Origin of the sequence: Halospeciosus flavus, assembly GCF_029814175.1 — an archaeon.
Classification (GTDB): Archaea; Halobacteriota; Halobacteria; order Halobacteriales; family Halobacteriaceae; genus Halospeciosus; species Halospeciosus flavus.
Genome location: NZ_CP122312.1, coordinates 532,050 through 546,023, shown reverse-complemented (window position 1 = coordinate 546,023; position 13,974 = coordinate 532,050). Strand labels below are relative to the sequence as shown.

The following is a 13,974-nucleotide window of genomic DNA, read 5'->3' as shown; positions in this document are numbered from 1 at the left end:
TATTGTGGGCGACGGTGACGGCGGCCGCGAGCGCTCGGCGCGCTGCCGGCCGAGAGTGCTGGGACGGGAAGGAGTTAATACTGCGGCGGCAGTACTACCGGCCAGTGAGCGCTACGGTCGAGAAACGGGTCGTCCCACCGGGGAGCCAGGAGTACCTCGAAGAGGCCTGGCAACTCAAAGAACGCATCCGTGAGGAGGAGGGTCTCCTGAAGCAACGCCGGGGGTTCTTCTCGGACGCGTACCGCCGCGCACGGGTGTACCTCTTCGTCACCACCGACGCCGCCGGCGAGGAGGAACTCGTCGGCTTCGCGGCCACCCGTCGCGACGGCTACCTCCTCTTTCTCGCGGTCGACCCCGAGTACCGCGGCGAGGGGTTCGGCGAGCGCCTCGTCGGCCAGGTGGCCGACGACGCCGAGACGGTCTCCTGTCACGCCCGTGCGTCGAACCAGAACGCCCTCGACTTCTACCGGCACCTCGGGTTCAGCATCGAGCGCCAGATCGACAACTACTACGAGGACGGCGAGGGGGCCTACTACCTCCGGTTGGGCGACCGGAGTACGCTTCGCGACCGACTCTCGGACGTGTTCGGACGGTAGGGTCTGACACTCCGGCGACGAGAACGATACGTCTTTTTGTACTGCTCGCCCTATCACGAAGGAGCATGGAGGATCGTACGCGGGCGTACCTACGAGGCCGGTTCCGCGACCACTACCGGCGTGTCGACGTGACGGCGCCGCCGGGCGCCGACGCCCGGGAGTGGGGCTACATCCCCTGGACGGAGGGACCGGATACGACGATGGTTCGCCACCGGTCGTTGCTCGACCTCGGCAACCTCGAGAAGTTCCTCGTCCGCGAGCGTCCCCGCCACGTCTACTTCTCCGCGGGGTACTACGACGACCCCAGCGAGCGGACGATGGACGGGAAGGGGTGGAACGGCTCGGACGTCGTCTTCGACATCGACGCCGACCACCTCCCGAACATCACGCCCGGTGAGGACTCCTACGCCGAGATGCTCGCGGCCGGGAAGGACCACGTCCTCCGACTCCTCGACATCCTCGAACGCGACTTCGGCTTCGAGGACCTCACCGTCGTCTTCTCCGGCGGCCGTGGCTACCACGTCCACGTCCGCGACGAGGGGGCCAAACGGCTCGAACGCGAGCAGCGACGCGAGATCGTCGACTACGTCCGTGGGAACGAAATCGACCTCGACGCGCTCGTCGACGAGGAGGTCGTCAGCGGCGTCGGCGTGAAGAACCCGACGGAGAAGCAGACGCTCCCGGCGGACGGCGGGTGGGGCCGTCGAGTCGTCGAACACCTGAACGAGTTCGTCGACGAACTCCTCGCACTCGACGAGGAGGACGCCCTGTTCCGCCTCCAGACGTTCGACGGCATCGGTGAGGGGCGCGCGGAGGCCATCCTCACCGTCGCCGAGCAGCGCCGCGAGGAGATCCGCCGCGGCAACATCGACCTCCACCCCGCGTTCAAGACGCTCGTGAAGAAGCTCGTCGGCGAGACCGTCGCCGAGCAGAGTTCGGCCATCGACGAGCCGGTCACGACGGACACCCACCGGCTCATCCGCCTGCCGGGGTCGCTCCACGGCGGGAGCGGACTGGAGGTCGTCCGGCTCGGCCGCGACGAGATCGACGACTTCGACCCGCTGGTCGACGCCGTCCCGGAGACGTTCACGAGCCACGAGATCACGGTCGACGTCGAGCGAGAGTACACGCTCGAACTCCTGGACGAAACGTTTAGTGTCGCGCCGGGCGAGGTTACGCTCCCGGAGTACGCGGGCGTCTTCCTGATGGCCCGCGGGTGGGCAGAGAAGGGGCGAGAATAAATGGACTTAGAAGAACTCCGCGCGGCTCAGACCCGCGAACGTGCGAGCGACGGCCTACAGGACCTGCGCGACTCCTTCTACGAGGAGGTCGCCGAGTACATCGAATCGCTCCGCGAGCGCCGCGACGCGGCCGCCGAGGAGGCCGCCGACCCCTTCCGCGACGAGGAGGTGCAGTCGCTGAGCGACGAGATCGACACCGCCGAACAGATCGCCGAAGCCCTCTACGAACGCCGGATGGGCAAGGTCGTCAAGCAGGCGAGCCTCGCCGCCGCCGGCATGGAGTCCGGGATGGAGGGACTCACCGCGGAGGAGAAGCGACTCTACGGCGACCTCGTCGAGCGCATCGAGGAGAACAAGTCCCACGTCCTCGACGTCATCGCCGGCGACGTCGAACCCGGTGGGAGTCTGGAGACCGGGAAGATCGGCACCGAACCGAAGGCCGAACTGGCCGAGAGCCCACGGGACGGCACGACCGCCGACTCGACAGGTTCGGACGCGGCCGCAGGCACCGAGACCAAGACCGAGACCGAGACCGGTGCGGACACTGTCGAACCGTCGGCGCCCGAACTGCCGGACCCGGTGGGTGCCGAACCGGGGAGTTCGCCGGAACCAGCGTCCGAATCGGAGGCGGAGTCGCCGTCGAGCGCCGCCGCCGCGATGGGTAGCGAGGACCTCGCCGCCGACGAGGCGGGCGACGAACCCGCGGCTATCGACGACGAACCCGCCACCGCCCGGACGACGCTCCGCATCACCCAGGACGTCGGAGAAGTGTTCGGGGTCGACGAGCGCGCCTACGACCTCCAGCAGGACGACGTCGTCACGCTCCCCAAAGAGAACGCCGACCCGCTGCTCGAACGCGACGCCGCCGAGCGACTCGGCGAGTGAACGAGTGCGCGAGGGGCGAACAGGCGACCTCCGACACCGACCCGCGACGCGTTCGGTCGCACTCCCGGAACTGACGCGTCGCGACGATTCTCACGTCACGCACCGTCTGGTCCCGGCTTCCTACGTGAACCTTCGTGGAGACCCGCGCGTCGTCGGAGCGCGCCCGGACGAGACAGTTGAACGATTGTACAACTGTTCAACTGTCGGGGCGGAGAAGCGACACGAAAGAAAAGTCGGAGACGCGTTCGGGGACCGAGTAGGCCGCCCTAGTGGAAGGCCGTCCGGCTTTCCTCTTCTTCCTCGGCGGGGCTGGCCTTCTGGAAGCGCTGTTCGATCTGTTCGTACTGCTGTTTGACGTCCTCGTCGACACTTGGACCGATCTCTTCGAGGGCCTCCTCGAAGTGGTCCATCGTGATCCGGACGTTGCCGACGGACTCGACCGCCTCCTCGGGGTCGACGCTGTGGATGAACTCCCGGGTGGCGTTCATCGTGGCCTCGCGGACGAGCGCCTGGATGTCGGCGCCGACGAAGCCCTTCGTCCGCTCGGCGATGGCTTCGAGGTCGACGTCCTCGGCGAGCGGCTTGTTCCGCGTGTGGACTTCGAGGATGGCCTCGCGGGCCTCGTCGTCGGGGACCGGCACGTGGACGTGGCGGTCGAGTCGACCGGGGCGCAGGAGCGCCGAGTCGATGAGGTCCGGGCGGTTGGTCGTCGCGATGACGACGACGTCCTCCAGGTCCTCGATGCCGTCGAGTTCCGTGAGGAGTTGGCTGACGACGCGTTCGCCGACCTGCGAGTCACCCGCGCCGCGGCCACGTTCGGCCGCGATGGCGTCGATCTCGTCGAAGAAGACGACGGTCGGTGCGTTCGACCGCGCCTTCTCGAAGATCTCGCGGACGCCCTTCTCGGACTCCCCGACGAACTTGTTGAGGAGTTCCGGCCCCTTCACGGAGATGAAGTTGCTCTGGGACTCGTTGGCGACGGCCTTCGCGAGCAGCGTCTTCCCCGTGCCGGGCGGCCCGTAGAGGAGGACACCCTTCGCGGACTCGAGGTCCATCGCCTCGAAGACGTCCTCGTACTCGAGGGGCCACTGGACCGTCTCGCGGAGGCGCTCTTTGGTGTCTGCGAGTCCGCCGACGTCGTTCCACGTGACGTCGGGCACCTCGACGAACACCTCGCGGAGCGCGGAGGGCTCGATGCCCTTCAGTGCCTCCTTGAAGTCGTCCTCGGTGACGCGGATGGACTCGAGGACCTCGGCGTCGACCTCTTCGGACTCGAGGTCGAGTTTAGGACGGATGCGACGCAGGGCGGTCATCGCGGCCTCCTTCGAGAGGCTCTCGATGTCGGCGCCGACGAACCCGTGGGTGTTCTCGGCGAGTTCGTCGACTTCGACGTCGTCGGCGAGCGGCATCCCGCGGGTGTGGACCTGCAAGATCTCCTTGCGGCCGTCCTTGTCGGGGACGCCGATCTCGATCTCGCGGTCGAAGCGCCCACCACGGCGGAGGGCGGGGTCGACGGCGTCGACGCGGTTCGTCGCCGCGATGACGATGACGTCACCGCGTTCTTCGAGCCCGTCCATCAGGCTGAGGAGTTGGGCGACCACGCGGCGTTCGACGTCACCCTGCGTCTCTTCGCGCTTGGGTGCGATGGAGTCGATCTCGTCGATGAAGACGATGGCCGGCGCGTTCTCCTCGGCCTCGTCGAAGATTTCGCGGAGCTGTTCTTCGGACTCCCCGTAGTACTTCGACATGATCTCCGGACCGGAGATCGTCTGGAAGTGCGCGTCGATCTCGTTGGCGACGGCCTTCGCGATGAGCGTCTTCCCCGTGCCGGGCGGCCCGTGGAGCATGACGCCTTTGGGCGGCTCGATGCCGAGTTGCTGGAAGAGCTCGGGGTGGCGCATCGGGAGTTCGATCATCTCCCGGACCTGTTCGAGTTCCTCGTCGAGACCACCGATGTCCTCGTAGGCGACGTTCGGCGTGCCGTCGCCACCTTCCTCGCCCTCGGGTCCGCCGACGATTTCCTCGGCGGGGCGTTCGCTGACGTGGATCTCGGTGGAGTCGGTGATGACGACCGTCCCCTCGGGGTCGGTCTCGGCCACCTTCACGGGGACCTGCTGGCCCGACATGCTGCCGAGGCCACCGAAGCCCAGCGAGATGGGGACCGTCTGGCCCGTCGTGACGGGGCGACCGCTCATCTTGTCGCGGATGTACGGCGAGATGTTCCCGCGGACGCGGAGGTTCTGCGGGAGCGCGACGGTCACCGACGTCGCGGGCTTGATGTCGGCCTTCTCGACGGAGACCTTGTCGTCGATACCGACGTCGGCCTCCTGGCGGAGACGGCCGTCGATACGGATGACGCCCTCGCCCTCGTCTTCGGGGTAGCCGGGCCAGACGCGCGCGACGGCGCGGCCGGTATCGGTGCCCTCGATGACGATGTAGTCACCGTTGTCGAGGTCGAGTTCGTCCATCGCCTGCCGGTCGACGGCGGCGAGCCCACGACCGGCATCCTTCTGTTTCAGCGGCTTGACCGTGAGCTTCATCGTTTCACCTCGACGGTGACGACGCCGTTGTTGATAAACGCTTCCGCCTCACCGCTCGGCACGTCGAGTTCGTACTGCTCGCTGCCGTCCTCGCCCTCGACGACGAGGATGGCCGTTCCGTCTACGACGTCGACACTGAGGGCGTCCTCGGGGAAGCCCGTGTCGGCGACGACCATGGACACGTCGTCGTAGTCGTAGCGACGAACGAGCCCGTCCGCTTGCTCCAGTTTGCGGGTAGAGGTCATATTGTTACTAACTGCAAGTAAGTTGGTACAGTATATAAAGTTTTCTCCGATGCCGGGGGTGACGTCCCCCACTTCTCGGACGAGTGGTTGTGTTGCGGTTCACACCACCGGGGCTATGGTGGTCGGGTCCGACTGGCCGTGCATGGAGACGGAGTACGTCGACCACGACGGGCGGACGACAGCGTTTCGACGGACGGCACGCGGGGCTGACGGTCCCCCGGTACTTTTCGTCCACGGGAGCGGCGGTTCCCACCGCATCTGGAAGGCCCAACTCTCGCGGCTCTCGCGGGACGTGCCGGTCGTCGCCCTCGACCTGAGCGGCCACGGCGACTCGGACGACGTCGACACGCCGCCCGGCGAGGAGACACTACACGCGTACGCACGGGACGTCCTCGCCGTCGCCGAGGAGACCGGCGCGAGTGTCCTCTGTGGCAACTCGCTCGGCGGCGCGGTCGTCCTCCGTGCCGTCCTCGACCACGGCGCAGACCCCGACGCACTCGTGCTCGCGGGGTCGGGTGCGAAACTCACAGTCGCCGACCCCCTCCGCGAGTGGCTCGACGACGACTTCGAGCGCGCCGTCGCGTTCCTCCACGGCGAGGACCGACTGTTCCACGACCCGGACGACCGACTCCTCGAACTCTCCAGAGACGGGATGGAAGCGGTCGGCCGAGCCGTCACCCGTCGTGACTTTCTCTCCTGTCACACGTTCGACGTTCGGGACCGCCTCGACGAGGTGACGGCACCGACGCTCGCGCTCACGGGCGAACACGACGCACTCACGCCGCCGGCGTACCACGAGTTCCTCGCCGAACACGTCCCCGACGCCGAGTGGACGACCGTCCCGGACGCGGCCCACCTCGCGATGCTGGAGAATCCGACGGCGTTCGACGAGGCGCTCCTCGGGTTCCTCGACGACTTAGACCTGTGACGGCACGACGACGGCTGGAACGTCGGCGTTCGCGACGACGTGTTCGACGGTCGAACCGACGCGGCGCTCGCTCCCGGGTTCGCCACCAGCCGTGCCGACGACGATTTCGTCGGCACCGTGGTCGTCGGCCGCCGACAGAATCGTCGGCCCCGGTTCGCCGTCACGGGAGTCGATCACGACGTCCGCGTCGGTGAGTCGGACCCGGGCGACGTTGGCCGCGTCGGCGGCGTCGCGACCGGTCTCGGGGCCGGTGACGGAAACGACGACGACCTCGTCGTCCCCGGCGAGGCGACCTTGGAGGTAGTCACACGCCGCCGCGGTCGTGTGGACCGAGTCCGTCGCGAGGAGGAACCGGGTCATTCTCCGGCGCCGCTCTCCGCGTCCGTTCCGCCGTCCGTACTGGTGCCAGCGTCGGTGTCGGTTTCCCCGCCGTCCTGCTCGGCCGGAGCGTAGCGGAGTTCGACCCCTTCCTCGACGTGGGTGTGCTCCTCGGCCGGGAACTCGCCGGACTCGACGGCCTCCCGGTAGTCGTCGACGGCGGACTCCATCTCCGCGCGGACGTCGCCGAACTGCTCGGCGAACGGCGGCGACCACTCCGAGAGTCCGAGGACGTCCGTGATCACGAGCACCTGTCCGTCCGTGTCGGGGCCGGCGCCGATGCCGATGGTCGGGATGTCGATGGCGTCGGTCACGTCGGCCGCGACGTTTGCGGGAACGTGTTCGAGGACGAGCGAGAACGCGCCCGCGTCCTCGTGGGCCGTCGCGAGGTCGAGGATGCGCTCGGCGGTCTCCTGTGTCGTCCCCTGCCGGCCGTAGCCGCCGAGTTGGTTGACGTGCTGTGGGGTGAGTCCGAGGTGGGCCATCACGGGAATCCCCGTGTTCGCGAGTCGCTCGGTGAGGTCGACGGTGTGCGGCCCGCTCTCGATCTTGACCGCGTCGACGCCCGCCTCCTTGAGTAGTCGGGTCGCGTTCTCGACGCCCTGTTCGAGACTCTGGCCGTAACTCCCGAAGGGGAGGTCCGCCACGACGAGCGCGTCGTCGACGGCGCGCGCGACGGCACCGGCGCGGCTGAGGACGTCCTCCATCGTGACCGGGATGGTCGAGTCGTACCCCATGACGGCGTTGCCCATGCTGTCGCCGACGAGGACGACGTCGACGCCCGCCTCGTCGATCACCGAGGCCGTCGGTGCGTCGTACGCCGTGAGCATCGTGATGCGTTCCTCCCCCGCCTTCCGCCGGAGGTCCGTGACCGTGACCATACGCGATTCTCGGCCGCGACACGTGTTAAACGTACGTGAAGCGGTCGGCGGCGAGTGGGTCGGGGAAGAGACGAGCGCGGCGTTTATGCGGGACCGTCACCTCTGCCGAGGTGTGCCGGAGCGCGACACGGCGGAGACGGCGGACGTGGCGGAGTCGGCCGACGTGGCGACGTCCATCGACGACGCCAACGACGCCAACGACGCCGACGAGGACGTCGACTACGAGTGGGTGATGCAGACGACGTTCGTCCTCACCATCGCCGTCGGTGCGCCGCTGGTCGCGCTCACCTCGCTGTTCGTGGACCTCGCTGGGTGGCGCTCGTGGGTGTCGTTCGCCGTCCGCGTGGGCGCGCTCGTCTGGTTCCTCACCGCCGTCGCCGTGGCCGTCTACGCCCGTCGTGTCGGACGCTAGACGTACCTGAAGCCGGTCCCCGCCCGTTCTGCGGTCACCGCGTCGCTCTCGGAATCGCCGACGAACAGCACCCGCTCCGGCGGGAGGTCGAGTGCCTCGACGGCCGCGAGCAGTGGCTCTGGGTCGGGCTTCTTCGCCGGGACGCTGTCGCGGCCGACGACCGCCGCGACGTGGCCGAGGAGTCCCTCGCGGTCGAGCGCGGTCCGGCAGGCCGCCTCGCAGTTGAGCGAGCAGACCGCGGCCGGGTGGCCGTTCTCCGCGAGTTCGTCCGCGTGCGGGAGGCGTTCGGCCCGCTCGGCGCCGTACTGTTCGTGGGTCGAGACGAGTTCCTCCGCTTCCCCGCCGACGCCGGCCTCGACGGCCGCGTCGTAGAGGTCCCACGTCTCCAGCGCGGCGTGGTCGACTCCCTCTCGGTCGAGCAGCGACCGGAGTTCCGCGTCGACGGTCTCCCAGTCCACCGAGAGGCGGACGAGCGTCCCGTCCAGGTCGTAGACGACGCCTTCGTACTCGTGCGTCACGTCACCCCGTTGGGGCGCCGTGGGGTTAGCAACTTCGGAGAGAAAAGCGGGATTTTTGTCGTCGCGGGCCTCCAGTCGGTGTATGGCGTACACCGCTCACGCCGACGGCACCGTCACCGAACCGACGCCCGACGCCGAGCGGTGTTGCTGTCCGGCGATCGACGACGCCCGGACGGCGACTTCACACTCCACCGACGCAGCCACCTCGACGGGGACAGATGTTCGACCGCGTACGTGAGGACGTCCGGACGATGCGGGAGCGCGACCCCGCTGCTCGCAGCACTCTCGAAGTCCTCCTCTGCTACCCCGGACTCCACGCGGTCTGGGGCCACCTGCTCGCACACGCCCTCTGGCCGCGCACGCCGCTGCTCGCGCGCCTCCTCTCGCAGTTCGTTCGCCTGCTCACGGGCGTCGAGATACATCCCGGCGCCGACGTGGGTCGGCGGGTCACCATCGACCACGGCGCGGGTGTCGTCGTCGGCGAGACCGCCGAAATCGGCGACGACGTCCACCTCTACCACGGTGTCACGCTCGGCGGCGACTCGCCCGAACCCGTGAAGCGTCACCCCACCGTCCGGGACGGCGTGACCATCGGCGCGAACGCGACGCTCCTCGGCGACATCGAAATCGGCGAGAACGCGAGGGTCGGTGCGGGCGCGGTCGTCACGAAGGACGTCCCGGCCGACGTGACGGTCGCGGGCATCCCCGCGAAACAGGTCGGCGAGGAGTCGTCGGTCGAGGCGGAACCCAGTCCCTCAGTCGAGTAGGTCGCGGGCGATGATCTCCTTCTGAATCTCGGAGGTCCCCTCGTAGATGGTGGTGACCTTCGAGTCGCGGTAGTAGCGCTCGACGTCGAAGTCGGTCGTGTAGCCGTAGCCGCCGTGGACCTGTACGGCCTCATTGGTTACGTCGACGGCCGCCTCGGTGGCGAAGTACTTCGCGACGCTCGCGGCGGTGCGGAAGTCCTCGCCGGCGTCGGCCTTCCGGGCGGCCCGACGGGTGAGCGCGCGTCCTGCCTCGACGTCGGTCTTCGCGTCCGCGAGTTTCTGCCGGATGGCCTGGTGTTGGCCGATGGGCTTTCCGAACTGCTCGCGCTCTCCCGCGTAGTCGACGGCGTCGTCGAGGGCGGCCTGCGCCAACCCGACGGCCTGTGCGGCGATGGCGACTCTACCGGTCGTGAGAATGGAGAGCGCGGCGGAGAGTCCCTCTCCCTCGGGAGTGAGACGGTTCGACGCGGGGATGCCGACGTCGTCGAAGTTCAGCGTCGTCGTGTCGCTCGCGCGCAGGCCGAGTTTGTCCTCCTTCTTCCCGACCGACAGTCCGTCGACGTCCTTCGGGACGACGAATTGCGTGATGCTCTCGGGGTCGTCACGGTCGGTCTTCGCGAAGAGGACGACGACGCCCGAGCGCTCGCCGTTGGTGATCCACTGTTTCTTCCCGTTTATCACGTACTCGTCGCCCTCTGGACGGGCCTCCGTCTCCATCTCCGCGGGGTTCGACCCCGCGCCGGGTTCCGAGAGCGCGAACGCGCCGACCGGCCGGCCATCGACCATCTCCGGGAGCCAACGTTCCTTCTGCTCGTCGCTCCCGAACTCCGCGATGCACGAAGTGGCGAGACAGTGGACCGAGAGCGCCGTCGCGACCGCGAGCGACCCGTAGGCGACCTCCTCGTTCACCAGCGCGTAGGTTCGGGTGTCGAGGTCGAGACCGCCGTACTCCTCGGGGACCGTCATGGCCGTCAGGTCGAGGTCGGCGAGGCCGTCCCAGACGTCCTCGGGGAAGGACTGTTCGCGGTCGGCCTCGGCCGCGACGGGAGCGATCTCCTCGCGTGCGAACTCCCGGACGACGTCCCGCATCGCCCGCTGTTCGGAAGTGAGGTCCATGTCTGTGGAGGGGGCGCCGACCGCGAAAAAGATGCGGGTCCGGTCGACCCGCCGACCGAACACTTGAGTACGGAGACGGGACCAGACAGCGCCGATGCTGTAACCGTCGACCGCGAGGGTGCAACTCGGCCAGGACGGCACACCCCTCGCGGTTGCTGAGGGCCGTCAGTCAGCCTCTTCCGCGAGCCAACGCGACCGGACGAAGTCGGTGACGTCCGCCGGCGTCGCGTCGAGGCCGCCACCCTGCGCGAACGAGGAGCCACCGCCACCGCCGCCACCGAACTCCTCGGTGACCGCGTCGACGACGTCGCCCGCCCCGACGTCGACGCCCTCGGCCGTCGCGACGACGAGGAACGCCCGACCCTCGCCACCAGTGAGGGCGACGACGTCGGCACGCTCGCCCGCGACCGCACGAACGCGGTCACCCACGTCCGAGGCGTCGAAGCCCTCGACGTCGGTAACTAGCCACTCGCCGCCCTCGCCCGCGACGGTGGCGGCGTTCGCGACTTCGGCGTCGAACAGGCGGTCGCGGAGCGACGCGACCTCCCCTTCGAGCGCGTCGACCTTCGCGCGCACTTCCGAGGCGCCGCCGTCGAGGTCAGACACCGGCACGCCGAGCGTCTCCGCCGCCGAGAGTGTCGCCTTCCGCTCGTCCGCGCGGCGTTCGATGGCCGGTTCGCCGACCGCGAACTCGACGCGGGTCAGTCCTTCGCCGGGGTTCGAGCGGTCGAGGACGGCCACCGGACCGATCTCCTTGGTGTTCTCGACGTGGGTGCCGCCACAAGCCGCCGCGTCCCACCCGTCGATCTCGACGACGCGAACCGTCTCTGACTCGGCCATGACTCCCTCCTCGGTCGCGACGTTGAACGCGACGTCGTGGCGGGACATGGCCTCCTCCTGGGGGATCTCCTCCCATGTCACCTCGTGGGACTCCCACACCGCACGGTTCGTGAGTCGCTCCAGTTCGACGAGGGTGTCGTCGTCGATCTCGGTCGTGGTCTCGAAGTCGACCCGGACCTTCTCCTCGCCGATGTCGAAGCCGCCGTAACCGAGATCGGCGAGGAGCCGACGACCCGCACCGTAGAGCGCGTGGCTCGCCGTGTGTGCGCGCATACAGTACCGACGGAACTCGAAGTCGACGTGGCCCTCGACGGTGGCGTCGGGTTCGACGTCGTGGCTGTCGTCGGCGAGAACGTGGACCACCTCACCGTCTGTCTCGTGGACGTGCTCGACCGGGTGGCCGGCCAGGCGGCCGCGGTCGGCGGGCTGTCCACCGCCCTCCGGGTAGAAGTACGTCTCGTCGAGGACGACCTCCGGGCCGTCGACGGCGCGGACGACGGCCTCGAAGCGAGTCGTGTACGGGTTCGCTGGTGCTCGCGACGCGGTCATGAACGCGAGGAAGCCCTGCGCGACTGTAAAACTACGTCTCTCGCTGTCGCTCGCTCACGGGTCGTTCCTCCCCGTTCGCGTCTCCGAGATTCTCGACGGCTCGCGGTGCTCGCCGTCTCCGAATCTCGTCACTCGGTGAGCGTTAGGTCGAGTCGCTCTTCGAGCGCTTCGACGACGGAGCCACCGACGCCCGCCTGCGTCGCCCGTCCCTGTTCGACGGCGAGCAGGTCGTTCTCGTCGAGACCGAGTTCCTCGGCGAGTTCGTCGAGTTGGTAGCCCGCTTCCTGGCGGGCCTCGCGGACCTTCTCACCGTACCCCGAGACGAGGTAAGGGAGTTGGTCGCTGTCGTAGTCGGCGCCCTCCTCCCAGTGCGAGGAGTCGGGTTTGCCGGCGTCGATCGTCTGTGCCGTGTTCTGCGCCGCCTGGCGCTTTCGCTGCTGTTCGTCGCTGTCGGTCCGCGAGCGCTGGGTCTTCGGCGTCTCGTCGAGGTTCACGCAGTCGGAACAGACGTTCAACTCGGCGCCGGCGACCGTCGCCGTGACGAGCGAGTCGCTCGACGCGCCGCAGAGTTCGCAGGTCCCGCTGTCGGCGTCGCCGGAGGACCCACCGGTCGAATATTTGGCCATATACCCACCTCTATGCGGTGGTGGGCATTTCAACTGTACGGTCGCGTTGACTCTTCCGCGTCGGGAGCCGCGCCGCTCACAGCCAGGCGAGGAAGTCGTCGGTCTCCTGCTCGCCGGCGCCGTAGAGGACCACCTCGACCTCCCGGAGCGGCGCACAGCTCACGTGTTCCCGGAGGGTCTCGTGTCGCTCCTCGGTCGCGGCAGACCGGTCGCCGGCCCGCGAGACGACGCCGAGGAGTTCCTCGCCGTCCCGACCGCGGGCGACGTAGTCCGGTCGCGCTCCGTCGTAGCACTCGGGAGTCGCGCAGTCGTCGCGCCGCCGTGTCGCGACGACTTCCCACCGCGTACTCCGTTCGAGTTCGTCGAGTCGTGCCTGTAACCGTCGTTCACGGCAGGTCCCACCCTGCTGGTGCCGCGATGACATGCCCGATATTTTCTAAGAATCTATCCAGTATAATAACTTCGGCCAGGTCCGAACACAAGTGGTGACACGGTCGTTCGTGGAAGTAAGGGCGGTCGTCGACGGACGACGAGAACAGTCTCGACTATTCGGTGTAGTTTCAGTAGGAATGTTGCGTGGGTGATGTCCTCGGAGGGAATCACCTGCATCATTCGGGGATGAACCCCGTGCGATGCGTGGGACCGGATTTGAACCGGCGGACCCCTACGGGACAGCGCCCTCAACGCTGCGCCGTTGGCCTAGCTTGGCTACCCACGCACGCTGGTGCGTTCGACGCATTTCTTCGTAGCCGCGGGGTGACTAAAACCCCTTCGTTTCGTCGCGACCGAGCGAGGGAGACCCACACGCTGCGGTTCGTCCGACCACCGGCGCCGGCGGCCGACACGGCAGTACTTTTTGACCGGGGGCGCCACCGCTCGACTATGCGCGAGGTCGTCCGCCGTCACACCGTCGCCGTCGCCGCCGTCGTCTCACTCGTGGCCATCGGTGTCGTCGTCGCCACGGTCCGCGGGTTCGTCCCCGCGGGCGTACTCCCACGGTGGCCGGCACTCGTCCATGCCGCACCAACTATCAACGTCGGCCTGTCCATCGTCGCCATCGTGACGATCTCCCTCGGGTGGCACTGGGCGCGCACCCACGAAATCCGCAAGCATCGCCTCGCGATGGTGACGAGTACAGTGCTCTTCGCCACCTTCCTCGGGCTCTACCTCTACCACATCGTCGTCGCGGGGACGACGGGGTTCCCCGGCCCCGAGGCGGTCTACCAGTTCGTCTACCTCCCGATACTCGTCGTCCACATGCTGCTGGCGATGTGCTGTATCCCGCTGGTCGTCTACGCGCTGTTGCTGGGGGTCACCCACTCCACGGACGAACTCCCGCGGACGCCACACCCGCGCGTGGGCCGCGTCGCCGCGTCGCTGTGGATCGTCTCCTTCGCCCTGGGCGTCGTCGTCTACCTGCTCCTCCACGTCGTCTACTGAGTGGCCGGTGGC

Annotated in this window: 17 protein-coding genes and 1 tRNA gene; 8 read left to right on the top strand and 10 right to left on the bottom strand. The window is 68.1% G+C overall.

The genetic code is table 11. The annotated features are described in order from the left end of the window. Nucleotides 1-104: 104 nt before the first annotated feature. From P0Y33_RS02565 to P0Y33_RS02555, 3 genes are all read left to right on the top strand, one after another. Complete coding sequence (locus P0Y33_RS02565) at nt 105-596, top strand: GNAT family N-acetyltransferase (protein WP_279529001.1); 492 nt, start codon at nt 105-107, stop codon at nt 594-596. 65 nt (nt 597-661) lie between these two features. Next, on the top strand, nt 662-1,837 hold the full coding sequence (gene priS / locus P0Y33_RS02560) for a DNA primase small subunit PriS (RefSeq protein ID WP_279529000.1): 1,176 nt from the start codon (nt 662-664) through the stop codon (nt 1,835-1,837). Further along, nucleotides 1,838-2,722: a DNA replication complex subunit Gins51 gene (locus tag P0Y33_RS02555; protein ID WP_279528999.1), complete on the top strand. Its 885-nt coding sequence runs from the start codon at nt 1,838-1,840 to the stop codon at nt 2,720-2,722. Between the two features lie 266 nt (nt 2,723-2,988). Here the strand turns inward: P0Y33_RS02555 and P0Y33_RS02550 are convergent, their stop codons facing one another. Together P0Y33_RS02550 and P0Y33_RS02545 are read right to left on the bottom strand one after the other, a co-directional pair. Next, nucleotides 2,989-5,262 (bottom strand): CDC48 family AAA ATPase, encoded by a 2,274-nt coding sequence (locus tag P0Y33_RS02550; protein ID WP_279528998.1) that lies wholly within the window; start codon nt 5,260-5,262, stop codon nt 2,989-2,991. Further along, on the bottom strand, nt 5,259-5,507 hold the full coding sequence (locus P0Y33_RS02545; protein WP_279528997.1) for a DUF7127 family protein: 249 nt from the start codon (nt 5,505-5,507) through the stop codon (nt 5,259-5,261). The genes P0Y33_RS02550 and P0Y33_RS02545 overlap by 4 nt, the downstream gene beginning before the upstream one ends. A gap of 142 nt (nt 5,508-5,649) precedes the next feature. On the opposite strand from P0Y33_RS02545, the gene P0Y33_RS02540 reads away from it, so the two are divergent. Beyond that, nucleotides 5,650-6,435, top strand: a complete 786-nt coding sequence (locus P0Y33_RS02540; protein WP_279530075.1) for an alpha/beta fold hydrolase — start codon at nt 5,650-5,652, stop codon at nt 6,433-6,435. Here P0Y33_RS02540 and P0Y33_RS02535 read toward each other — a convergent pair. After that, entirely contained in the window at nt 6,424-6,795 is a 372-nt protein-coding gene (locus P0Y33_RS02535; RefSeq protein ID WP_279528996.1) for a universal stress protein, read from the bottom strand. The genes P0Y33_RS02540 and P0Y33_RS02535 overlap by 12 nt on opposite strands. Further along, a complete protein-coding gene (panB, locus tag P0Y33_RS02530; RefSeq protein ID WP_382268134.1) occupies nt 6,792-7,694 on the bottom strand; it encodes a 3-methyl-2-oxobutanoate hydroxymethyltransferase in 903 nt (300 codons plus the stop codon). The genes P0Y33_RS02535 and panB overlap by 4 nt, the downstream gene beginning before the upstream one ends. A 112-nt stretch (nt 7,695-7,806) precedes the next feature. On the opposite strand from panB, the gene P0Y33_RS19085 reads away from it, so the two are divergent. Beyond that, nucleotides 7,807-8,106, top strand: a complete 300-nt coding sequence (locus P0Y33_RS19085) for a DUF5822 domain-containing protein (protein ID WP_321170506.1) — start codon at nt 7,807-7,809, stop codon at nt 8,104-8,106. On the opposite strand, the gene P0Y33_RS02520 is transcribed toward P0Y33_RS19085, so the two are convergent. Continuing rightward, a complete protein-coding gene (locus P0Y33_RS02520) occupies nt 8,103-8,624 on the bottom strand; it encodes an HAD family hydrolase (protein WP_279528995.1) in 522 nt (173 codons plus the stop codon). The genes P0Y33_RS19085 and P0Y33_RS02520 overlap by 4 nt on opposite strands. A gap of 82 nt (nt 8,625-8,706) precedes the next feature. On the opposite strand from P0Y33_RS02520, the gene P0Y33_RS02515 reads away from it, so the two are divergent. Together P0Y33_RS02515 and cysE are read left to right on the top strand one after the other, a co-directional pair. Next, entirely contained in the window at nt 8,707-8,862 is a 156-nt protein-coding gene (locus tag P0Y33_RS02515) for a hypothetical protein (RefSeq protein WP_279528994.1), read from the top strand. Beyond that, nucleotides 8,843-9,391, top strand: coding sequence for a serine O-acetyltransferase (gene cysE, locus P0Y33_RS02510; protein WP_279528993.1), 549 nt, complete (start codon nt 8,843-8,845; stop codon nt 9,389-9,391). The genes P0Y33_RS02515 and cysE overlap by 20 nt, the downstream gene beginning before the upstream one ends. Here cysE and P0Y33_RS02505 read toward each other — a convergent pair. From P0Y33_RS02505 to P0Y33_RS02485, 5 genes are all read right to left on the bottom strand, one after another. After that, nucleotides 9,380-10,507, bottom strand: a complete 1,128-nt coding sequence (locus P0Y33_RS02505) for an acyl-CoA dehydrogenase family protein (protein ID WP_279528992.1) — start codon at nt 10,505-10,507, stop codon at nt 9,380-9,382. The two genes, cysE and P0Y33_RS02505, sit on opposite strands and share 12 nt — an antisense overlap. Before the next feature lie 165 nt (nt 10,508-10,672). Continuing rightward, on the bottom strand, nt 10,673-11,896 hold the full coding sequence (locus P0Y33_RS02500; protein WP_279528991.1) for an alanyl-tRNA editing protein: 1,224 nt from the start codon (nt 11,894-11,896) through the stop codon (nt 10,673-10,675). Nucleotides 11,897-12,024: 128 nt separating this feature from the next. Continuing rightward, nucleotides 12,025-12,522, bottom strand: a complete 498-nt coding sequence (locus P0Y33_RS02495) for a helix-turn-helix domain-containing protein (RefSeq protein ID WP_279528990.1) — start codon at nt 12,520-12,522, stop codon at nt 12,025-12,027. Nucleotides 12,523-12,598: 76 nt separating this feature from the next. Further along, a complete protein-coding gene (locus P0Y33_RS02490; RefSeq protein WP_279528989.1) occupies nt 12,599-12,946 on the bottom strand; it encodes a hypothetical protein in 348 nt (115 codons plus the stop codon). A gap of 209 nt (nt 12,947-13,155) precedes the next feature. Next, a tRNA-Leu gene (locus tag P0Y33_RS02485) sits at nt 13,156-13,240 on the bottom strand. 164 nt (nt 13,241-13,404) lie between these two features. Between P0Y33_RS02485 and P0Y33_RS02480 the strand changes: the two genes are divergently transcribed. After that, nucleotides 13,405-13,962, top strand: coding sequence for a DUF420 domain-containing protein (locus P0Y33_RS02480; RefSeq protein WP_279528988.1), 558 nt, complete (start codon nt 13,405-13,407; stop codon nt 13,960-13,962). Nucleotides 13,963-13,974: the final 12 nt, after the last annotated feature.